The following is a 20,265-nucleotide window of genomic DNA, read 5'->3' on the forward strand; positions in this document are numbered from 1 at the left end:
AAAGTAAAATCAATAAAGCTACAATAAATTAAGTCATTTGAGGTAGAAAACTCTGATTTTTAAGATGGATATGGCTAGCTGAAATGAGGCTTTCACAGTAGAATATGCGCTCTCTTATAAGTCACATTGTGGTAGGTTCGTTAGACCCGCCCGTGGAGCCAAAGTCAACATGTTTATCGTGGCCGGTGCATCAGCACATTCTTCTTTCAAGAAAGCTCAACTCTTAAATCGCTTAACGTCAATGAGTTCTGTTCAATCTTTTGACAGCCAGTGGGTTTATTTGTTTGATCAAGCGCTCAACGAGCAGCAACATCAATCGGCATTACAACTTTTAAACGATGGTCAATCTTTCGAACTTCGCCAAGCTGCAAGTGATGAAATCCAGATTTTAGTCACCCCGCGTGTAGGAACTATCTCACCGTGGTCATCTAAAGCAACAGATATTTTCAAAAACTGTAATACGCCAATTCACCGCTTAGAACGCGGTCTTTTGTTTACATTGAAAGGTGTAACCGAGATTTCGAATGAAGTGAAACTGGCATTACATGACCGTATGACTGAAAATGTTTTTGCTGAAATCGAAGATGCAAAAGCATTATTCTCGGAAACAGCGCCGAAGCCGTTGAACTCAATTGATATCTTGGGTCAAGGTAAAGAAGCGTTAGTTAAAGCCAACAATGAGTTTGGCTTTGCTTTATCTGAGCAGGAAATTGATTACTTAACCGAAGCATTTACCAAGCTGGGTCGTAATCCGAATGACATCGAGTTGATGATGTTTGCACAGGCAAACTCTGAACATTGTCGTCATAAAATCTTTGGTTCTGAATGGACAATTGATGGCGAAAAACAGCCATTGTCATTGTTCCAGATGATTAAGAATACCTATAAAGAATCTCCGACCGATGTGTTATCGGCTTATAAAGATAATGCGTCTGTGATCGTGGGTTATGACACCATGCGTTTTTATCCTAAAGCGGATGAAAATGGTCACTTCGTTTATAAATATAAGAGCCAAGCTGCTCATATCCTGATGAAGGTGGAAACTCATAACCACCCAACAGCAATTTCTCCATTTGCGGGCGCTGCAACAGGTTCGGGCGGTGAAATCCGTGATGAAGGTGCAACAGGTCGTGGTGGTAAACCAAAAGCAGGTTTAACTGGCTTTACGGTTTCGAACTTGAATATTCCTGGTTTTGAACAACCTTGGGAAGAAAACTACGGCAAACCTTCACGTATGGCATCGCCATTACAGATCATGATTGAAGGTCCATTGGGTGGTGCGGCATTTAATAACGAATTCGGTCGTCCTGCATTAAATGGTTATTTCCGTACTTTCGAACAGAATGTCAATGGTGAAGTGAAAGGCTTCCATAAGCCAATTATGATCGCTGGTGGTTACGGCAACATTCGTCCTGACCATGTAGAGAAAGATGCGATTCAACCGGGTGACTTGCTCATTGTATTGGGTGGCCCTGCAATGTTGATTGGTCTTGGTGGTGGTGCAGCCTCTTCTGTAGATAGCGGTACCATGGGTGAAAGCCTTGATTTCGCTTCTGTACAACGTGAAAACCCAGAAATGGAACGCCGTTGTCAAGAAGTGATTGATACATGCTGGCGTTTAGAAGACTTCAACCCAATCGTTTCTGTACATGACGTTGGCGCGGGTGGTCTATCAAATGCTATGCCTGAACTTGTGAATGATCATGAGTTAGGTGCAGTTCTTAACCTTCGTAAGATTCCATCTTTAGAGCCAGGTATGAGCCCAATGGAAATCTGGTCAAACGAAGCGCAAGAGCGTTATGTACTTGCAATTCGTCCAGAATCTTTAGAACAGTTTGAAGAAATTTGTGCACGTGAGCGTTGCCCATTTGCGGTACTCGGTGAAGCGACTGAAGCACGTCATTTGACCGTTGAAGATCCATTGTTTGAAAACAATGCAGTCGACATCCCGATGCAAGTGATGTTGGGTGGTACGCCACGTATGCAACGTTCGTATGAAACGATTGAGCGTACAGGCAACGACTTTGATGCAGCAAAAGTTGATTTGAAAGATGCGATTTTCCGCGTATTGAAAAATCCTACAGTGGCATCTAAATCGTTCTTGATCACCATTGGTGACCGTTCGATTACCGGTATGGTTGCACGTGACCAGATGGTGGGTCGCTGGCAGGTTCCTGTTGCGGATGCAGCAGTGACGACCACAAGCTTGCAAGGCTTTACTGGTGAAGCTATGGCAATGGGCGAACGTCCACCTGTTGCATTGTTGAATCCAGCTGCATCTGCGCGTTTAGCGGTTGCAGAAGCGATTACCAATATTGCTTGTGCCAACATCGAACAAATTAGCGATATCAAACTTTCAGCAAACTGGATGGCCGCGGCAGGTCAAAAAGGTGAAGACCAAGCATTGTTTGAAGGTGTGAAAGCGATTGGTATGGAAATGTGTCCTGCATTAGGCATCGCAATTCCAGTCGGTAAAGACTCACTTTCAATGCGTACCACATGGAATGATGGTGAAGAGAAAGCAGTGACTTCGCCAATGACAGGTGTGATCACTGCATTTGCACCAGTTCTAGATGTTCGTAAAACCTTAACGCCTGAGCTTAAAAACCTTGCAGACTCTGTATTGGTTCGTATTGATCTATCTAAAGGCCAGTTCCGTTTAGGTGGTTCGATCCTTGCACAAGTGTATAAAGCGATTGGTTCAGTAACACCTGATGTTGATAGTTTTGATGATTTCAAAGCATTCTTTGCCTTGATTCAAGACTGGAACAATCGTGGTGTGATCAAGGCTTACCATGACATCGGTGATGGTGGTTTATTGGCAACTGTTGCAGAAATGATGTTTGCTTCACGCTTAGGTGTTGCATTAGAAAATCAAACCACTGAAAGCTTATTTGCTGAAGAAATTGGTGCTGTATTACAAATCACAGCGGCTGATTGGGCGCAATTGCAAGTTGAAGTTGCAGCATCAAGCCTGAAAGATGCAATCGAAGTTGTGGGCCGTGTTAATACAACTGATCAATTAGCTGTCAATGGTTTAACTTTAGAACGTGCTGAATTACAACAAGCATGGGCAGAAGTGTCACACCAAATCCAGCGCTTACGTGACAATGTTGAAACGGCTGATCAAGAGTTTGCCTTAATCGCAGATCAAAACCATAAAGGTTTGATTGCACAAGCGACTTATGATTTGAATGAGCCTGTTGAAGCGCCATTTATCAATACACGCCGTCCAAACATGGCAATCTTGCGTGAGCAAGGTGTCAACGGTCATGTTGAAATGGCTGCTGCATTTGACAAAGTTGGCTTCAATACTATCGACGTACACATGAGTGACTTGCTTGCAGGTCGTGTTAGCCTGAGTGATTTCGAAGGTTTAGTGGCGTGTGGCGGCTTCTCATACGGTGACGTGATGGGCGCTGGCGGTGGCTGGGCGAAATCAGTCTTGTTCAATACAAAATTGCGTGATCAATTCGAACAGTTCTTCAATCGTGAGAGCACATTCAGCTTAGGCGTATGTAATGGCTGTCAAATGATGTCGCAACTTGCACCACTGATTCCAGGTGCAGAGCATTGGGGCCGTTTCCACCGTAATACCTCAGAAGTATTTGAAGCACGTGCTGTTAACGTACGCGTAGAAAAATCAGTTTCTGTCTTGCTTGAAGATATGCAAGGTTCGATTTTACCAATCGCTGTTGCGCATGGTGAAGGTCGTCTGGTTGCAACTGAACAGCAAATTGCTGCTTTAAATGCTGAAAAACAAGTGATCTTGCGTTATGTGGATAGTTTGGGTAATCCAACTCAGCATTATCCGTTGAACCCGAATGGTTCACCTGAAGCGATTACAGGTCAAACTTCTAAAGATGGTCGTGCAACCGTAATGATGCCGCATCCAGAGCGTAACTTCCGTGCTTTACAGCATTCTTGGAAGCCAGAAGACTGGGCTGAAGATGGTGCTTGGTTGCGTATGTTCCGTAACGCACGTAAATTTATTGGTTAATTAAATTTATTACTTAAAGAGCCCCGAAAGGGGCTTTTTAATGTGTATTTAGTCGTATTTGACTATTAAAAGAGAGAAATTTTTCAGTATCATTAACTTTTAATTCTAATAATTGGAAAATGGATAATTTACTCATAACTTTAGAAACATTACAAAATTTATTGATTTCACATGCTACAGGTGGGAGTGAAAATGACATTGAGTATCAGAGGTTAAGGCATCAAATTTTATCTAATGGGTTTGATAGTTCATTAGTCCCAAGATATTTAATAACTTGTAGAAATTTAAGTCAATTTTGGCAGTTTATTAAATTTGAATATGGAACTTATGCTGAGAGGAGAGATTTTATTTGGAAATCATTTCAACCATTATTTGAGAAGTTAGAAAAAATTAATATTTCACCATCTGATACTGTAATTAAAGCAGCTATCCAAAGTATTGATTCGCAATATATTCATTTGACATGGCAAAAAGCACTGGAACGTCGTCAAGATGATCCTGAAGGTGCTATTACAATTGCTCGTACACTTTTAGAATCAACTTGTAAATATATTCTTGATGATAAAAATGTGGATTATGGAACTACACCTGATTTGAACCATTTATATAGATTAACAGCTAAACAACTCAACATAGCACCTTCTGACCATACTCAATCGGTATTTAAACAAATTTTAGGTGGTTGTACTTCCGTTATTGAAGGGTTGGGGGCACTTCGAAATCGAATAAGCGATGCTCATGGTCAAGGTAAAATAAACTTTAGACCAGCTTCAAGACATGCTGAACTTGCAGTTAATTTAGCTGGTACAATGGCTGTATTTTTATTTTCAACTTGGGAGTTTCAGAAAGGAAGATAATTTTCATTTAATATAAAAAATTGAGAGAATAAAAATGAAATCAAAAATCCATTTCCACGAATTCGCATTACTGATGGCATTATTAATGTCCATTGTCTCTTTCTCGATTGATGCTGTTTTACCTGCATTGGGTGAAATTGGCCGAGTCTTTACCCTGCAAAATAGCAATCAGGCACAGTGGGTCATCATTAGCATTTTCTCAGGAATGACCATCGGGCAATTGATTGCAGGGCCATTGTCCGATGCGGTTGGTCGGAAACGGATTTTATTTACAGGCATCGTGATCTACTTTTTAGGAAGCTTGTTGTGTTATTCCACCCAAAGTTTTGAATGGTTCTTGGTTGGGCGTTTTATTCAGGGTGTAGGTGTTTCTGGGCCGTATGTCGCTTCGATTTCGATTGTTCGGGATAAATACAGTGGCGCACAAATGGCACGTATCATGTCTTTGATCATGATGGTGTTTATGGTCGCACCTGCGATTGCACCCAGTTTGGGACAACTGATTATTCATTTCTTCGGTTGGCGCGATATTTTTGTGTTGTATATGGTCTATGCCATAGCTGTTGGAGCTTGGATCGCTTTAAGGCTAGAAGAAACTTTAGTGCCTGAAAATCGTTTGCCGATGCGTGTACAAGCATTTAAAGATGGCTTTAAAGAAGTGGTGAGCAATAAAACCACCATGAGTTATTTGCTATGTGCAGGTTTTTGTTTTGGCGGTTTTATTGGATATCTTGGAACTTCACAACAAATCTTTATGCAGCAATTTGGAAAAACAGGGCAGGAATTTAGTGCCTACTTCGCGCTATTAGCTGGCGTAATGGGGATTGCATCTTTTACTAATTCTAGAATTGTTATGAAATTTGGGATGCGTCCTATTTGTATTTATGGCTTTCTTGGCCTATGTTTAATTTCATTGTTGTTCCTCATTATTCAGCTTGCCGGTGTCGCCGTTTCGTTCTGGATGTTTATGCTGTATGCCTGCATTTTGTTTTTATTGTTTGGAACACTGTTTGGCAATCTCAATGCGATTGCAATGGAACCCATGGGGCATGTGGCAGGGATGGCTTCGGCGATTATTGGGGCATCTTCATCTGTACTGTCGTTAATTCTCGCTTCGATCATTGGGCAGCTTTATAACGGTACTTTGATTCCAATGACCAGTGGATTTGTGATTTTGTGTGGTTTGGCTTTTGCGATGACACTGTTCGAGAAAAGACATTTAAAAACCTCTAAGGGTATAAGTCATTAAGTAAATTAATAATGGTGTGAGTCTTTACTCTAGATTAGTGGTGTTAGGAAAATGAAAAGAAGACTTCTCGATACAGCAACAATCTTGTTAGATAAGTTTGTTAATCGTTATCATGATTATGAGGATTTTTGGGGTATAGGTGTTTTATACACCTATTGCCAGTCTTTAGATAAATCCTTCTTAACATTTAATCTTATAGATCAGGACTGCTTTGGATGTGATGAGTTCTTGAAGCAAGTTAATCTCAAATTTTCGGACTATCTTGATAAGTATTTAGCTATTCATAAGAAAAAGAGAGAGGATTTAGCTGAGGCAACAATAAAAATTGCATTTGATAAAGATCATAAAATATTACCAGAAACTTTATTTGGTGATTATTTTCAAGTTAGAGTGCAACTTATTGATTCATATGGTAGGAGTTTCATGCGATATAGTGATGGATATTGCGTGTCACATACATTGTGGATAGAACAACGTAATTATATAGATTCGCTATCAATAGACAGCCATCATATGATTGGGAGCATTCATTTTCCATTAATACCACCTATAAAATCACTGACAGATACTGATATTTTATTTAGTTATAATAAGACACTATAGCTTACCAAAGGTTGTGGAAAACTTCTCTTTGTGTTGATGACTAATTTATTTAATTGGTTCAATTCTTGCTTCTTATATTTCAACAATAAATAAGATATGAGAGAGCAGCATGATGAAAAATGAAAATTATTTGAGAGCAAGCTATTCAAAAGACAAAGGCTGGTTTTGGTTTGGCTTAACTGTGCTTATTCAGCTGCTATTTATCATCGTGAGTTATCTCATCATCAATATTTCACTTTGATTGTTCAGCTTTTATCACGCTATGATTGAATTCTCATTGATTTCGATTTGAGCCATTTTACGATGCTAAAGCTGATTTATTACGTGCCTGAATCTCATCTGGAAGCGACCAAACAAGCAATCTTTGAAGCAGGTGCGGGTGGTATTGGAAATTACGAACATTGTGCTTGGCAAGTCAAAGGCATTGGGCAGTTTAAGCCCGTTAAAGGTGCAGATCCTTTTTTAGGACAATTGGATAAACTCGAGCAGCTTGAAGAATGGCGAGTTGAAACTATTGTTACAGAAGATAAGGCCAGTGCAGTAGCAAAAGCTTTAAAGGCAAGCCATCCTTATGAAGAGCCTGCCTTTGAGTTTATCCAGATTTTAGAGATTCATTGATTTTGATTAGGTTTAATTAAACTGGCCTGAATTAATCGGGCGATATCGGTTGTCCGTGCACGAATCAGCTCTGCCGCATTTTGACAGGCTTTTTCTAAACTGGTTGGACCTGAGGTTAAAGAAAAGGCAGCCCTAATACCGTGTTCATATAAAGTCTGATAGTTTTGCCCAAGCGTTCCTGCAATTACAATCACAGGAATATTGGCTGCTTGTGCTATTTGAGCGACACCGAAAGGGGTTTTACCATTTAAAGTCTGCTCATCAAACTTTCCTTCACCTGTAATCACCCAATCCGCTCCTTGGATTTTTTCTGTAAGCTGGTTCAGGTCTGCAATCACTTCCACACCCGATCGAAACTCGGCCTTTAAATAAGTTTTTGCAGCGAAACCTAAGCCGCCCGCAGCGCCTGCACCAGCTTCATTGCGTTGATCAATGCCAAGCAATTGTGTTGTGACATCAGCAAAATGTGACAATGCTTGATCCAGTTCAAGTACCTGATTTGGTGAAGCACCTTTTTGTGGGCCAAAAATATGAGATGCACCATTAGGGCCGCAAAGTGGATTGGTTACATCGGCAGCCAATAAAAATTTAGTTTGTTGAATGCGTGGATCAAAATTCTCCAGATTGATCTGTACCAGATTTTGCAGGGCAAGACCACCAGCAGGCAAGAATTGATGATCTGCATCTAAAAACTTAGCGCCTAAGGCAGATAAAAGCCCCGTACCAGCATCATTGGTTGCGCTGCCACCCACAGTCAGTACTATTTCCTTTGCACCTGCATCCAAAGCAGCGAGGATCAGCTCACCTGTACCAAATGTACTGCTGATACATGCATCACGTTCTGAGGGATGCACCAATTGGATACCACTGGCTTGCGCCATTTCAATGATGGCAATTTTTTCAGTTTCTAACCAGCCCCATTTTGCTAATACGGGTTGTCCAAGTGGGCCTTGTACCATCTGATCACGCCATTGACCTGAACAAGCTGCTAAAACAGCTTCAATTGATCCTTCACCGCCATCTGCCATTGGGCAAGTAATGATTTTTGCATTAGGAAAAACCTGTTGCCAACCTAAAGCAATCGCTTCTGCAACATCATGTGCAGATAAGCTGTCTTTAAAAGAGTCTGGAGCAATGACGACTTTCATATTTTTGAAATTTAGTTTTAATCAGAATCGAGCTTAGACGGTCTATTCGTAAATATCTATATGGATACACAAAATAAAAAACCACTTAACTTTTAGGCTAAGTGGTTTGTTCGAATGATTAACGCAGTGATTAATTGAACTGAGAAAAATCAGGCTTACGCTTTTGCATAAAGGCTTGTACCGCTTCCATCATTTCTGGTGAGCGTACACGTTGCATGAAAATTTCAGCTTCATCATCGACACACGTAATGATTTCAGCCAAATCTTGCTTCATGAGTGCTTTAGTCTGTTTGATCGAAGCCAATGGTAATGCTGCTAAATGTTGCGCTGTTTTTTGCGCTGTCGCATACACATCTTCAACCACATCATTGACTAGATTTGCTTGTACCGCAGTCGCTGCATCAAATTTTTTCGCTGTGAATAATAACTCGGCTGCTTTTTGATAACCTGCCTGTTTCACCAATAAACGACTTGCTGCACCTTCTGGAGATAGGCCAAGGCTGACAAATGGAATCTGGAACAGGGCAGTGTTATCTGCAAATACCATATCCGCATGTAATAGAATCGTGACACCAATTCCGATTGCAACACCTTTCACTGCAATGATGAGTGGTTTTGAAAAACGAGCGGCTGCTTTTAATAATACAAATGGAGGTTGATCGCCAGCTTTGCCTTCATGTGGCTTTTGAATAAAGCCCATAAAGTCTTTCATGTCATTACCCGCCGTAAAGTCTTGTTCTGCACCGCGGAAAATTACCACGCGAACCTCTTTATCTGCATCGGCTTCATCCAAAGCTTTTGCGATCCAAAGGTAAAGTTCGCCATAGAGTGCATTTTTTGCTTCTGAACGGTTAATGGCTAAGGTGAGTACGCCATCTTCTAAATTTGCTTGCAAATGTTGATGAGGTTGTTGAATACAGCTAAGTGTCATCGTACTATCCTTGCTTTAATCCAGATTGATTTTAAGTGCCCTCATTATGTCGCATATTTATTAGAATGGCGCAACTGATGAGTTCACAAAAAAGTGAAATTAAGCCTATGTACACATTTGACTATCTTGTTTTTATTGGACGCTTCCAGCCATTTCATTTTGCACATATGCAAACCATTGAAATTGCATTACAAAAAAGTCAAAACGTGATCTTGGCTTTGGGTTCGGCTCAATCTGAACGGAATATCAAAAATCCTTTTCTGGCGATTGAGCGTGAGCAAATGATCTTGTCGAACTTTTCTGAACAAGATCAAAAGCGAATTCATTTTGTCCATGTGGTCGATGTCTATAACGATGAAAAATGGGTCAAACAGGTCAAAGACTTGGTCAATGGCGTGATTCAGCCAAATGCAAAAGTCGGTTTAATCGGTCATTTCAAGGATGAATCTTCTTATTATTTACGTTTATTCCCTGAGTGGCAGATGGTGGAACTGGAGAGTTTGAAAGATTCCATTTCAGCAACACCAATGCGTGAAGCCTATTATCGTGGTGAGATTCAAAGTGAGTTTTTTCCTGAAGGGACAATCCAGTTCTTGAGCGAATTTCAAAAATCGCCGATCTATCAGAAACTACAGCAAAAATTTAAGGACAATGACCGTTCCAATATCGATGAGTCTTGATACAAAGGGAAGATTAAGCATCTTCCCAAAAAATAATTCGATTTGAAAATGGATCGGTGATACTCAGTTCCAATGTTTCCCAATCGGTTTTCTCGACTTGAGGCTTGGCAAATTTATAGTCTTTTGCCTCCAGTTCCGCATGAAGTAAACTGAGATTCTCCCAATAAATACGAATGGCGCTGTGCGGGCTGGCATCCCCGAAGTGCTCAGTTAAATGAATGATGCAATCCTCTTTGGAAATCTGTAGATAAAGCGGGAAGTTATCCCCAAAAGTATGTTGCCAGTCGAGTTGGAAGCCCAAATAGTCCAGATAAAATGATTGGGCAAGTTCGACATCGAAAATACGTAGAATGGGGGTAATTGAGCCAGATTGCATGCTTATTCCTTTTTATCGAACACCAAATTGTTGAGTCCAATAACTTTTTTGTTTCGCTGATTGGTCAACTGTACAGGCGATCGCATAGTCTGTAAATTTTGGATGCATCAAATTGCGACAATGCACAGGACTGGCCAGCCATGTTGCCATCACCTCATTTAAGTTATTTTGCCCACGCGCCACATTTTCTCCACCGCCATGACCTTTAAATTGTGTCTTTAAACGACTTCTAAAATCGTGACCTGCACTACTAATGTGTCCGAGCATATTGTGTTGTGCCATATCTTGTGCATGAGCAAAAGCACTTTGGAATAAAGCATTATTCCATTTTAAGGGTGCAACTGCTGGAAAATATTGTCCACCACATTGTCTTGGCTGCTGTCGAATTTGATTGATAGCATTCAGAATCACCTGTTGATAGGCTGGATTTTGTATATCTTGGCAGCGTATTGTGGCGCTTGATTTATCTATTTGCGCTACATTAGGGGATTGCTGTTGTGATGTTGCAGGTGTGCTTGTACTACACGCTGATAAGAACATGAGACAGCTAAGGCTAGGAAGTAGTTTTAGAGGATTCATTTGCAGTATCTTTTAATTATTTTTAATTTTCTTATCATACGCTAAGCACAAAGTGGACATCAATTTGTCTGAATAAAAAAAGCGGATATGGAATCCGCTTTTTTTACTGAATCATCTTAAGCTGTTTGTAAGGCTTTTAGGTCTTCTAGCACTTGTTCTGCATGTCCAGCTGCTTTGACTTTACGGTAGCTTTTCACTAACTGTTTGTTATGGAAAATAAAGGTTGAGCGTTCAATGCCCATCACCTGTTTGCCATACATATTTTTTTCTTTAATCACGTCGAAATGTTTGCACAGCACTTCTTCTTTGTCACTGATTAAATCGATGCTGAGTGCTTGTTTTTCTGTAAAGTTCTGATGTGCTTTAACTGAATCACGAGATACACCAATAATCTGGCAGTTTAAAGCATCAAACTGATCTTTTAAGCAAGAAAAACCTACCGCCTGAGTGGTACAACCAGGGGTTGAATCTTTAGGGTAGAAGTAGAGCACCAACCATTCACTGCTGATTTCAGCAAGATTGATTTCACCTTGTGTGGTTGGGAAAACATGATTGGGTAATTGAATATTCTCAGACATTGTTCATCCTTCGATAAAATTAGTGTTGCTCAAGCTCAAGCGGTAAAAAAGCATATTCCTCATGATAAACAATATCGCCGTGTCGTACAGGAATAGCTTTGTTAAAAATAGGCCCATCAATCACAGTGGTGTGAAATTCGCCACCTTCACCACATGGATCAACGCCACGATCTTCCAATTCCTGAATATAGTCCAAGGTTAAAATCTTACCTAGATCTTCAACTTGCATACCCAGTTTCAGGTTGACTGTCACGATGACACTCTTGAATCCTAAATTGATAAACTCTTCGACCACTTCTCGGTGAGGGCGTAACCAAAGTGGCATTCCCAGTTTTAACCCCACTTGCTGGGTGACCCGATCATGCCAACAGCCATGTTCAGGCATATCAAGATCACCTGTTACCAATACTTCTGCACCGTGTTGTTTAGCTTGATCGAGTAGCGCAATGAACTTTGTTTCATAATCAGTCCAACTCGAAGACGCCATATATACGGGTAAAGCAACCGCATCTGCTTGTGCGCGGATAATATCCAGTGGCATCGCATGGGAACGAGAACGTTGGCCTTGTTCTTCCAGCATGACAATTAGCCCAATCACAGTGCCTGTTTGCATCGCATGATATAGGGCGAGGGAACTGTCTTTACCACCACTGAACGAGACAATAGATTGACGTTGCTCGGCATTGGTTTTCCATTGATCTTGCATGGTGTTATTCAACTGATTCTAGATAAATGGGATTTTAACAAAGCCCAATAAAAAAGCCTGCATAAATGCAGGCTTTGTTTTCAACAATTCAGGCTTATTTTTTAGGAGCCTGTTGTTGCTGTTGAGCAGCTTTCATTGCTTCTTCAGTTAGTTTCTCTAACTTGGTCACAAGTGGAGCGCCTAAGCAAGCTTGTAAGTCTTTATTTTGTTGTTGCACAAAACCTAAAGAGCTTGGGCTTTTCTTCGCATTAATCGCGCTCTGGATTTCCCATTTTTGCGCTTCAGTTACTTTACCTTGAGCATCAATTTGACAACCACAGAACTTGCTAACTTCAGCCGCTGTTAATTTACCGCCTTTTGCAGTCTGGTCTTTACATACGTTGACCAATGCTGCTTTTACATTGGTACTTTTATACGCAGTTTGTAATGGATTATCAGCTGCGTGAGTTGCTGTCGCAAAAAGTGCAGCAGCTGACATCATTGTAGATAGAATAAGATTTGATTTAGAAAACTTCATATAATGTACCTAATTTTTTACCCTAATATCGATTATTCAGTGTAACGCGTAGGATCCGCAATACCTGCTTCGATAAAACCTTGTTGACGTAAACGACAACTGTCGCATTTGCCACATGCACGTCCTTGAGCATCTGCCTGATAGCAGGATACCGTTTGACTGTAGTCTACGCCATGTTCGATGCCTAAGCGTATAATATTCGCTTTGGATAAATGTAACAAAGGTGTTTCTATTTTAAGAGGTTTTCCTTCAACGCCTGCTTTGGTTGCTAAATGTGCAAGATTGGCAAAAGCGTCAATAAATTCTGGGCGACAATCAGGATATCCTGAATAATCAACAGCATTGATCCCAATCACGATGGCAGCAGCGTCAAAAACTTCGGCCGCAGCAAGGGCATAAGACAAGAAAATTGTGTTACGTGCTGGAACATAAGTTACAGGAATCCCTTCTTGTAATTGTTCTGGGACTTCAATGTTATGATCTGTAAGCGCAGACCCACCTAAATTGCCTAAATCAATGTTAATGATGCGGTGTTCTACACCTGCACGTTGAGCCAGCGCTTTGGCTGCATCAAGTTCAGTGGTTGAACGTTGACCGTACATAAAGCTTAAGGCGATACATTCATAATTTGCCTGTGCCCAAGCAAGACACGTTGTTGAGTCTAAGCCGCCAGACAATAATACGATGGCACGAGAACGCATATTATTTTCCATTATTCAACCTAAAATAAATTTGAGGAAAATCATTACTGTTTTAAAGAATGATTTTCATGAGCTTTTAACGACCAGATTCATCATTCCATAACAGTTTGTGTAACTGTAACTGGAAGCGAACAGGGAGATGGTCTTCTAAAATCCACTGGGCCAAGTCACGTGCCAATGCTGGCAGGGCAACTGCACCTTTTTCAACTGCAAAAGCAGGTGAGAACCAAACCGTACTCACTTTGTCTTGCAACTGGAATTGTTCTAACTGTTGTTTTGACCATTCATAATCAGCCCGATTACAGATCACAAATTTAATCTGGTCATGTGGGGTGAGATGGTCAAGATTACTGTATAAATTACGGTGATCTTCTTTTGAAGTTGGCGTTTTTAGATCCAGAACTTTAGAAACACGAGGGTCAACCTTGGAAACATCCAAAGCGCCACTGGTTTCGAGCGAAACCTGAAAACCAAGATCACACAGACGTTGTAACAGAATCAAACAGTTTGGCTGTGCAAGCGGTTCACCGCCTGTGACACAGATATACGGTGTTTTATGCTGGCTCGCTGTTTCAATAATCTGTTCAAGTGATAAACGTTCACCGCCTTCAAAAGAGTAGGTGGTATCGCAATAACTACAGCGTAACGGGCAACCTGTTAATCGAATAAAAACAGTTGGTAGACCAAACGTATTCGCTTCGCCTTGCAAAGAGTAAAAGATCTCCGTGATGCGTAAACCAGCCGCGGGATCAGAGACGGGAATTGCAGAAGAACGTAAGGAAGCCATAAACAGTTACCACAAACAGGTGCCACACAAGCAGCATGCTACATAAAAAACAAAATCTCTACGACCATGACTGATCGTAGAGACGAGGAGCAACAGAAGCTCCGAGGAACCATCAAGTTCCGTATATATTACAAATTAGTCAGCGCGTAATAAATCATTCAAGCTGGTTTTTGCACGTGTTTTTGAATCCACTTTTTTCACGATGATTGCAGCATATAAGCTGTAAGTACCGCATTTTGATGGAAGGCTACCCGCAACAACCACAGAACCTGCTGGTACGCGGCCATAGTGAACTTCGCCCGTTTCACGATCAAAGATTTTGGTTGATTGACCAATGAAAACGCCCATTGAAATCACAGAACCTTCTTCAACAATCACGCCTTCAACGATTTCAGAACGTGCACCGATGAAGCAGTTGTCTTCAATAATGGTTGGGTTTGCTTGTAAAGGCTCTAAAACACCACCGATACCAACGCCACCAGACAAGTGAACATTTTTACCGATTTGTGCACATGAACCTACAGTTGCCCATGTATCAACCATAGTGCCTTCATCTACATAAGCACCAATGTTGACATATGATGGCATTAACACCACATTTTTAGCCTGAAAGCTACCACGACGAGCAACCGCAGGTGGTACCACACGTACGCCAGCAGCTTTGAATTGCTCTTCAGTCCAGCCTGAATATTTAGTATCTACTTTGTCATAGAAACGAAGATCACAAGCTTCGATAGGCTTATTGTCATTGAGTTTGAATGAAAGTAAAACGGCTTTTTTTAACCATTGGTGAACAACCCACTCACCATCGATTTTTTCAGCTACACGAAGTGTACCGTTATCTAAACCTGTCAATGCTTCTTCTACAGCTTGACGGATTTCAGTTGGGCAGTCCGCTGCACTATAGTTGGCACGGTCTTCAAATGCTTGCTCAATGATTGCAGAAAGCTGAGACATGATCTTCCTTCTTCCAAAAAAATTTTGAAGATTTTACACTAATTTGTGGCAAGAATCTTTGAAAAAAGTAGTTACAATATATTGTTTTAAATTTGAGCAACAAATCTGTAATAAAAATGGAGCCTATTGTTTTTTATCTATAATTTAGAAATACATAATTCCTTTGAATTTGTATCAAAAAATAACAAAAAGTAATCAGTTTCTGTATAAAAAAATAGCGTTATTTATTTTATCCTGTGTCCACAGTAACAATTATACTTTAAATAAGAGCATTTTTGAGGAGACTTCAATGAAAGCTTTGCGTGTTATGTTAGCAGCAGGTGCATTAACAGCGATTGCAGGCACTGCATTTGCAGCAGATGAACAAGTAGTGCAGGAATCTGTTTATGCATTTCCTTCATACTTAGATCCAGTTTCAGTTCGTGCTGAGGTAGGTACTACAGGTTACGGTGGTGCAATTTCATATAAAGTCAACCCATACGTGAGCTTAAGCCTTGGTTATAATGGTGGCGATATTTCTTGGTCAGATGATCTAAAAATTGATGGCACGAAATACGATATGGATATGGATAATAAAACAGCATATTTAAATGCTGAAATTTATCCATGGGGTACTAACCAAAATACATTTGTTCGTTCTCTTTATGTAGCAGCAGGTGTTGGTTATCTTGACAATAGCTATGATTTGAAAAAACGTGTTGGTGGCAACAGTTTAGTTAAAGTCAATGGTGAGCGTTTTACAACAACCAATACTCAGAGTGCACAAATTGACGGTACGATGAATTATGATAATGATATCGCACCATACGTAGGTCTTGGTTTAAATGCACCTGTGTATAAAAATATCGGTTTATTTGGTGAAGTTGGTGCTTATTATACAGGTAACCCAACTGTTAACTTAAAAACTTCTGGCGATGACCAAATCATCGGTAGTAATGGTAATACTTTAGAAAGCGCTGTTGATAAAGAACAACGCAATATCGAAAACAAAAGTAAATATGAGTGGATGCCAGTTGCGAAAGTGGGTGTGAGCTTCAAGTTCTAATCCATGCATTCAACATAAAAAAACGAGCGTCATGCTCGTTTTTTTATATCTGCTCATCGGCAAAATAAAAGGCGCACTATGCGCCTTTTATTTTTAGACAATTTATTCTTCAGGATAAGCCACTTTTTTCAAAGCTTTAATATCTGTTTCTGGTGAGCATAAAGAGATAAACTCATAACCATAACCACGCAGTAAATGGCCTTTACGTACTGCGATCCATGTTGTATTCACACCAAACACATCAGTCTTAATTTGTTGTAGGCGATAGTCACGTTCAGCATCATAAGCAACATCATTGACAATTCCGACACCCATATTCAGTTCAACATAGGTTTTAATCACGTCGGCATCGAGTGCTGACATCACGATGTCTGCGTGCAATTGTGCATCTTCAAAAGCTTTGTCAATTTTAGAACGACCTGTAAAACCACCATGATAAGTAATCAATGGATATTCTGCTAAAACGTCTAGGCTGATTTTATCTAGTTTTGCTAAAGGATGGTCTTTCGGCGTAATAATGCTATGGTGCCATTCATAATAAGGCACACTTGCCAGATTTTCTTCTGTGGTTAACGATTCGGTTGCGATGCCGATATCAGCTTCACCTTGAAGGAGCATTTCTGCAATTTCAACAGGGCTGGCTTGTTGTAAAACTAAATGAACTTTCGGAAATAATTTTTTGAACTGATTTACAATCGGCGGCAGTACATAACGTGCTTGTGTATGTGTTGTCGCAATCGTCAGTGTGCCTTCGTCAACTTTATTAAAATCATCGGCGAGACGTTTAATATTATCAGCATCGACCAACATACGCTCAACAATGCTTAATAATGATTGACCCGGTTCAGTCAAACCTAATAGACGTTTCCCTTTACGCACAAATAGCTGCACGCCTAATTCATCTTCTAAATCTTTGATGTGTTTACTGACACCTGATTGGGAGGTATAAAGTGCCGCAGATGCTTCGGTTAAATTAAAGTTTTGGCGAACAGTTTCTCGAATAATTCTGAGTTGTTGAAAGTTCATAATCGTTTTTCCACATAAAAAGTGAGCATCGGCTAAATTTTCACAAGGATATTTTAGCCGTCCTCAAGATATTATTCTAAGCAACTTGCGTTGATTGATCTGCAAATAAATGAAGTTGAGCCGCACTGATCCAAACGGTTTGATTTGGTTTGAATTGATGTAAGTTCGCTTCTTCTACACTTAATAAAATTTCGATCGTTCGTCCACTACGATCTTGTAATTCAGCCACAACTCGGCCAGCAATCCATACCTCACGTAAGAACGTTGCCTCAATGGTATTGGCTTGAGGTTGGGTGTGAATATGTAATTCATTTGGTCGTGCAAATGCAATCACTTTGCCTTGTGGTGCGTCTAATAGACTTGGTAGCTGAATACGATCATCACCGATACGGATAATACCGCCAGTATGCTCAGCTTCAAAACGATTTGCTTGACCAAGGAAATCAAAAACAAAAGGTGTTGCTGGTTTTTCATACACTTCACGTGGTGAACCGATTTGTTCGACATCACCTTTGTTCATGACAATGATTTGATCTGCAACTTCTAAAGCTTCTTCTTGATCGTGGGTCACAAAGATCGACGTGATATGCAGTTCATCATGTAAGGTACGTAACCAACGGCGTAATTCCTTACGGACTTTCGCATCAAGCGCACCAAATGGTTCATCCAGTAACAAAACACGTGGTTCAACTGCGAGCGCACGGGCTAATGCGATACGTTGACGTTGACCACCGGAAAGCTGAGCAGGGTAACGATCTGCTAAGAAACCAAGTTGTACCAAATCAAGTAAGCGTGTCACACGTTTTTTGATGTCAGCTTCTGACGGGCGTGTTGCACGTGGGCGAACACGTAAGCCAAAGGCAATATTGTCAAAAACTGTCATGTGACGGAACAGGGCATAGTGCTGGAATACAAAACCGACCTGACGTTCACGCACGTGGATGTCTGTTGCGTCTTCACCTTCAAGTAAAACCTGACCACCATCCGCAGATTCCAATCCTGCAATAATGCGTAATAATGTTGTTTTACCGCAGCCTGAAGGACCAAGTAGGGCAACCAATTCACCTTCAGGAAAATCTAAAGAGATATTTTTTAGCGCATGGAATGCACCAAAGTGTTTTTCAATATTTTTAACTTGAATACTCATGTGTTTATTCCTTAGTGATTGGGCTGATGTTTATTTGCTTGTTCTTGGCGGACTTCGAGCCACGTTTTCAAGATCAAAGTGATGATCGCTAAAAATGCCAGTAATGAAGACACAGCAAATGCAGCACTAAAGGTATATTCGTTATAAAGAATCTCGACGTGTAGCGGTAAGGTATTGGTTTGACCACGGATATGACCAGAAACTACGGATACCGCACCGAACTCACCCATTGCACGGGCATTACACAGAATCACGCCGTAAATCAGCCCCCATTTGATATTCGGTAAAGTGACTCTCCAGAAGGTTTGCCAGCCAGAAGCACCAAGTACAATCGCTGCTTCTTCTTCCTCAGTCCCTTGTGCTTCCATCAAAGGAATTAATTCACGGGCTACAAAGGGAACAGTAATAAAAATGGTGGCTAATACAATCGCAGGTACGGCATACAAGATTTTGATGTCATGGTCCATTAACCAACTGCCCATCCAGCCTTGTGTACCAAAAATCAGGACTAACATTAAACCTGCAATTACTGGTGATACCGAGAAAGGCATATCAATAATCGTGGTTAAGATGGCTTTACCTCGGAACTGGAATTTTGCAACTGCCCATGCTGCTGCAACACCAAACACGACATTAATGGGCACGGCAATCGCTGCGGTAAGTAACGTTAACTTCACTGCCGATAAGGTATCCGAATCAGTTAAGGCGTTGATATAAACGGTCAAACCTTGTTTAAATGCTTCAACAAAAACCAAAATCAGCGGCAAGATCAAACAACTGAGGAAAAAGATCAGTGCAACACCAATCAAGCTATAACGGACCCAAGTGGGTTCACGGGTTGCATCTCTGCTTTGCAGTTTTAGAGCTAAAGCATTGCTATTGGTATTTAAGCTCATTGTGCAACTCTCCCTGTACGACGGCTAGCCCATGCTTGCACCAAGTTAATTAAAAATAAGATGCCGAAAGAGAGGATGAGCATAACCACAGCAATGGTGGTTGCACCTGCGTAATCATATTCCTCTAAGCGAGAGATAATCATCAACGGTGCGATTTCTGTTTTATAAGGTTGGTTACCTGCAATGAAAATCACCGAACCATATTCACCAACACCGCGTGCAAAAGCTAAAGCAAAACCTGTGAGTAAAGCGGGGAATAAAATCGGTAAAATGATTTTGGTAATGGTCTGCCAACGATTGGCACCTAAGGCAGAAGCAGCCTCTTCCAGTTCAGTTTCAATATCGCTTAATACGGGTTGTACGGTACGAACCACGAAAGGTAAACCAATAAAGATGAGCGCCAGTGTGATACCAATCGGGGTATAAGCTACTTCGATGCCGAGAGGAGTCAGATATTGTCCGATCCAGCCTGTAGGTGCATACAAAGAGGTTAATGCGATACCTGCAACCGCAGTGGGTAGCGCGAAGGGTAAATCAACCAATGCATCAACGATTCTTTTACCTGGAAAGGTGTAGCGAACCAGACACCATGCCAGCAATAAGCCGAATACCACGTTGACCAAAGCAGCAATCAATGCAGCACTAAAACTCAGTTGTAAGGACTTTAAAATTCGTTCTGAAGTTAAGATTTCCCATAAACCATCCCATCCAATCCCTAAAGATTTGATAAAGACAGCAGATAAAGGAATAAGCACAATCAAAGACACGTAAGCGAGGGTGAAGCCTAATGAGAGACCAAACCCAGGCAGCACTCGGGAACGCTGCGACATGATGTTTCCTCAAAGAGAAATGTTTGCTAAAAAA

At 40.9% G+C, this 20,265-nt stretch carries 22 protein-coding genes; 8 read left to right on the top strand and 14 right to left on the bottom strand.

Going from position 1 to position 20,265, the window contains the following annotated elements:
* Positions 1-169: 169 nt before the first annotated feature.
* The 6 genes from purL (at position 170) to EC846_RS10250 (ending at position 7,327) form a co-directional block, all read left to right on the top strand.
* Positions 170-4,000, top strand: a complete 3,831-nt coding sequence (gene purL / locus EC846_RS10230; RefSeq protein ID WP_123775105.1) for a phosphoribosylformylglycinamidine synthase — start codon at positions 170-172, stop codon at positions 3,998-4,000.
* 119 nt (positions 4,001-4,119) lie between these two features.
* A complete protein-coding gene (locus EC846_RS10235) occupies positions 4,120-4,857 on the top strand; it encodes an abortive infection family protein (RefSeq protein ID WP_123775106.1) in 738 nt (245 codons plus the stop codon).
* A gap of 34 nt (positions 4,858-4,891) precedes the next feature.
* Entirely contained in the window at positions 4,892-6,106 is a 1,215-nt protein-coding gene (locus tag EC846_RS10240) for a multidrug effflux MFS transporter (RefSeq protein ID WP_123775107.1), read from the top strand.
* Between the two features lie 51 nt (positions 6,107-6,157).
* Positions 6,158-6,709, top strand: a complete 552-nt coding sequence (locus tag EC846_RS10245) for a hypothetical protein (protein ID WP_123775108.1) — start codon at positions 6,158-6,160, stop codon at positions 6,707-6,709.
* 109 nt (positions 6,710-6,818) lie between these two features.
* Positions 6,819-6,950: a KGW motif small protein gene (locus tag EC846_RS18555; protein ID WP_005256783.1), complete on the top strand. Its 132-nt coding sequence runs from the start codon at positions 6,819-6,821 to the stop codon at positions 6,948-6,950.
* Between the two features lie 62 nt (positions 6,951-7,012).
* The gene (locus EC846_RS10250) at positions 7,013-7,327 is read left to right on the top strand and encodes an NGG1p interacting factor NIF3 (RefSeq protein WP_123775109.1); all 315 of its coding nucleotides are present in this window, start codon (positions 7,013-7,015) and stop codon (positions 7,325-7,327) included.
* Here the strand turns inward: EC846_RS10250 and EC846_RS10255 are convergent.
* The gene (locus EC846_RS10255; RefSeq protein ID WP_123775110.1) at positions 7,321-8,475 is read right to left on the bottom strand and encodes a glycerate kinase; all 1,155 of its coding nucleotides are present in this window, start codon (positions 8,473-8,475) and stop codon (positions 7,321-7,323) included. The genes EC846_RS10250 and EC846_RS10255 overlap by 7 nt on opposite strands.
* Positions 8,476-8,605: 130 nt before the next feature.
* A complete protein-coding gene (locus EC846_RS10260) occupies positions 8,606-9,406 on the bottom strand; it encodes an enoyl-CoA hydratase-related protein (RefSeq protein ID WP_062847642.1) in 801 nt (266 codons plus the stop codon).
* 107 nt (positions 9,407-9,513) lie between these two features.
* Here EC846_RS10260 and EC846_RS10265 point away from each other — a divergent pair, with 107 nt between their 5' ends.
* Entirely contained in the window at positions 9,514-10,086 is a 573-nt protein-coding gene (locus EC846_RS10265) for a nicotinate-nicotinamide nucleotide adenylyltransferase (protein WP_171410021.1), read from the top strand.
* 13 nt (positions 10,087-10,099) lie between these two features.
* Here the strand turns inward: EC846_RS10265 and EC846_RS10270 are convergent, their stop codons facing one another.
* The 8 genes from EC846_RS10270 to dapD form a co-directional block, all read right to left on the bottom strand.
* The gene (locus EC846_RS10270) at positions 10,100-10,462 is read right to left on the bottom strand and encodes a glyoxalase superfamily protein (protein WP_123775112.1); all 363 of its coding nucleotides are present in this window, start codon (positions 10,460-10,462) and stop codon (positions 10,100-10,102) included.
* A 12-nt stretch (positions 10,463-10,474) separates the two neighbouring features.
* Positions 10,475-11,041 carry a CAP domain-containing protein gene (locus EC846_RS10275; RefSeq protein ID WP_123775113.1) on the bottom strand — a complete coding sequence of 189 codons (567 nt, stop codon included), beginning with the start codon at positions 11,039-11,041 and terminating at the stop codon, positions 10,475-10,477.
* A 116-nt stretch (positions 11,042-11,157) separates the two neighbouring features.
* Positions 11,158-11,619 carry a peroxiredoxin gene (locus tag EC846_RS10280; RefSeq protein WP_004771476.1) on the bottom strand — a complete coding sequence of 154 codons (462 nt, stop codon included), beginning with the start codon at positions 11,617-11,619 and terminating at the stop codon, positions 11,158-11,160.
* Positions 11,620-11,638: 19 nt separating this feature from the next.
* Positions 11,639-12,325, bottom strand: a complete 687-nt coding sequence (locus tag EC846_RS10285) for a diphthine--ammonia ligase (RefSeq protein ID WP_123775114.1) — start codon at positions 12,323-12,325, stop codon at positions 11,639-11,641.
* 94 nt (positions 12,326-12,419) lie between these two features.
* Positions 12,420-12,842 carry a hypothetical protein gene (locus EC846_RS10290; RefSeq protein ID WP_005292853.1) on the bottom strand — a complete coding sequence of 141 codons (423 nt, stop codon included), beginning with the start codon at positions 12,840-12,842 and terminating at the stop codon, positions 12,420-12,422.
* A 32-nt stretch (positions 12,843-12,874) separates the two neighbouring features.
* Positions 12,875-13,543 carry a 7-cyano-7-deazaguanine synthase QueC gene (gene queC, locus EC846_RS10295; RefSeq protein WP_213071312.1) on the bottom strand — a complete coding sequence of 223 codons (669 nt, stop codon included), beginning with the start codon at positions 13,541-13,543 and terminating at the stop codon, positions 12,875-12,877.
* A gap of 76 nt (positions 13,544-13,619) precedes the next feature.
* On the bottom strand, positions 13,620-14,330 hold the full coding sequence (gene queE, locus EC846_RS10300; protein ID WP_005151835.1) for a 7-carboxy-7-deazaguanine synthase QueE: 711 nt from the start codon (positions 14,328-14,330) through the stop codon (positions 13,620-13,622).
* Positions 14,331-14,465: 135 nt separating this feature from the next.
* The gene (dapD, locus tag EC846_RS10305) at positions 14,466-15,287 is read right to left on the bottom strand and encodes a 2,3,4,5-tetrahydropyridine-2,6-dicarboxylate N-succinyltransferase (RefSeq protein WP_123775116.1); all 822 of its coding nucleotides are present in this window, start codon (positions 15,285-15,287) and stop codon (positions 14,466-14,468) included.
* Between the two features lie 289 nt (positions 15,288-15,576).
* Here dapD and carO point away from each other — a divergent pair, with 289 nt between their 5' ends.
* Positions 15,577-16,332, top strand: a complete 756-nt coding sequence (gene carO, locus EC846_RS10310; protein WP_123775117.1) for an ornithine uptake porin CarO type 5 — start codon at positions 15,577-15,579, stop codon at positions 16,330-16,332.
* Positions 16,333-16,434: 102 nt separating this feature from the next.
* Here carO and EC846_RS10315 read toward each other — a convergent pair whose 3' ends face one another.
* The 4 genes from EC846_RS10315 to cysT all read right to left on the bottom strand — a co-directional run bounded on the left by EC846_RS10315 (position 16,435) and on the right by cysT (position 20,231).
* A complete protein-coding gene (locus EC846_RS10315; RefSeq protein ID WP_123775118.1) occupies positions 16,435-17,358 on the bottom strand; it encodes a CysB family HTH-type transcriptional regulator in 924 nt (307 codons plus the stop codon).
* 76 nt (positions 17,359-17,434) lie between these two features.
* Entirely contained in the window at positions 17,435-18,505 is a 1,071-nt protein-coding gene (locus tag EC846_RS10320) for a sulfate/molybdate ABC transporter ATP-binding protein (RefSeq protein WP_004771488.1), read from the bottom strand.
* An 11-nt stretch (positions 18,506-18,516) separates the two neighbouring features.
* Positions 18,517-19,401, bottom strand: a complete 885-nt coding sequence (cysW, locus tag EC846_RS10325) for a sulfate ABC transporter permease subunit CysW (protein ID WP_123775119.1) — start codon at positions 19,399-19,401, stop codon at positions 18,517-18,519.
* Positions 19,398-20,231: a sulfate ABC transporter permease subunit CysT gene (gene cysT / locus EC846_RS10330; protein WP_005256814.1), complete on the bottom strand. Its 834-nt coding sequence runs from the start codon at positions 20,229-20,231 to the stop codon at positions 19,398-19,400. The genes cysW and cysT overlap by 4 nt, the downstream gene beginning before the upstream one ends.
* Positions 20,232-20,265: the final 34 nt, after the last annotated feature.

It is taken from the genome of Acinetobacter sp. BIGb0102 (assembly GCF_003815055.1).
Lineage (GTDB): Bacteria > Pseudomonadota > Gammaproteobacteria > Pseudomonadales > Moraxellaceae > Acinetobacter > Acinetobacter vivianii.

Bases quoted from the DNA above. Each gene is read 5' to 3' on its own strand.
- purL (WP_123775105.1), top strand. From the start codon at position 170: ATGTTTATCGTGGCCGGTGCATCAGCACATTCTTCTTTCAAGAAAGCT.
- EC846_RS10235 (WP_123775106.1), top strand. From the start codon at position 4,120: ATGGATAATTTACTCATAACTTTAGAAACATTACAAAATTTATTGATT.
- EC846_RS10240 (WP_123775107.1), top strand. From the start codon at position 4,892: ATGAAATCAAAAATCCATTTCCACGAATTCGCATTACTGATGGCATTA.
- EC846_RS10245 (WP_123775108.1), top strand. From the start codon at position 6,158: ATGAAAAGAAGACTTCTCGATACAGCAACAATCTTGTTAGATAAGTTT.
- EC846_RS18555 (WP_005256783.1), top strand. From the start codon at position 6,819: ATGATGAAAAATGAAAATTATTTGAGAGCAAGCTATTCAAAAGACAAA.
- EC846_RS10250 (WP_123775109.1), top strand. From the start codon at position 7,013: ATGCTAAAGCTGATTTATTACGTGCCTGAATCTCATCTGGAAGCGACC.
- EC846_RS10255 (WP_123775110.1), bottom strand. From the start codon at position 8,475: ATGAAAGTCGTCATTGCTCCAGACTCTTTTAAAGACAGCTTATCTGCA.
- EC846_RS10260 (WP_062847642.1), bottom strand. From the start codon at position 9,406: ATGACACTTAGCTGTATTCAACAACCTCATCAACATTTGCAAGCAAAT.
- EC846_RS10265 (WP_171410021.1), top strand. From the start codon at position 9,514: ATGTACACATTTGACTATCTTGTTTTTATTGGACGCTTCCAGCCATTT.
- EC846_RS10270 (WP_123775112.1), bottom strand. From the start codon at position 10,462: ATGCAATCTGGCTCAATTACCCCCATTCTACGTATTTTCGATGTCGAA.
- EC846_RS10275 (WP_123775113.1), bottom strand. From the start codon at position 11,041: ATGAATCCTCTAAAACTACTTCCTAGCCTTAGCTGTCTCATGTTCTTA.
- EC846_RS10280 (WP_004771476.1), bottom strand. From the start codon at position 11,619: ATGTCTGAGAATATTCAATTACCCAATCATGTTTTCCCAACCACACAA.
- EC846_RS10285 (WP_123775114.1), bottom strand. From the start codon at position 12,325: ATGCAAGATCAATGGAAAACCAATGCCGAGCAACGTCAATCTATTGTC.
- EC846_RS10290 (WP_005292853.1), bottom strand. From the start codon at position 12,842: ATGAAGTTTTCTAAATCAAATCTTATTCTATCTACAATGATGTCAGCT.
- queC (WP_213071312.1), bottom strand. From the start codon at position 13,543: ATGCGTTCTCGTGCCATCGTATTATTGTCTGGCGGCTTAGACTCAACA.
- queE (WP_005151835.1), bottom strand. From the start codon at position 14,330: ATGGCTTCCTTACGTTCTTCTGCAATTCCCGTCTCTGATCCCGCGGCT.
- dapD (WP_123775116.1), bottom strand. From the start codon at position 15,287: ATGTCTCAGCTTTCTGCAATCATTGAGCAAGCATTTGAAGACCGTGCC.
- carO (WP_123775117.1), top strand. From the start codon at position 15,577: ATGAAAGCTTTGCGTGTTATGTTAGCAGCAGGTGCATTAACAGCGATT.
- EC846_RS10315 (WP_123775118.1), bottom strand. From the start codon at position 17,358: ATGAACTTTCAACAACTCAGAATTATTCGAGAAACTGTTCGCCAAAAC.
- EC846_RS10320 (WP_004771488.1), bottom strand. From the start codon at position 18,505: ATGAGTATTCAAGTTAAAAATATTGAAAAACACTTTGGTGCATTCCAT.
- cysW (WP_123775119.1), bottom strand. From the start codon at position 19,401: ATGAGCTTAAATACCAATAGCAATGCTTTAGCTCTAAAACTGCAAAGC.
- cysT (WP_005256814.1), bottom strand. From the start codon at position 20,231: ATGTCGCAGCGTTCCCGAGTGCTGCCTGGGTTTGGTCTCTCATTAGGC.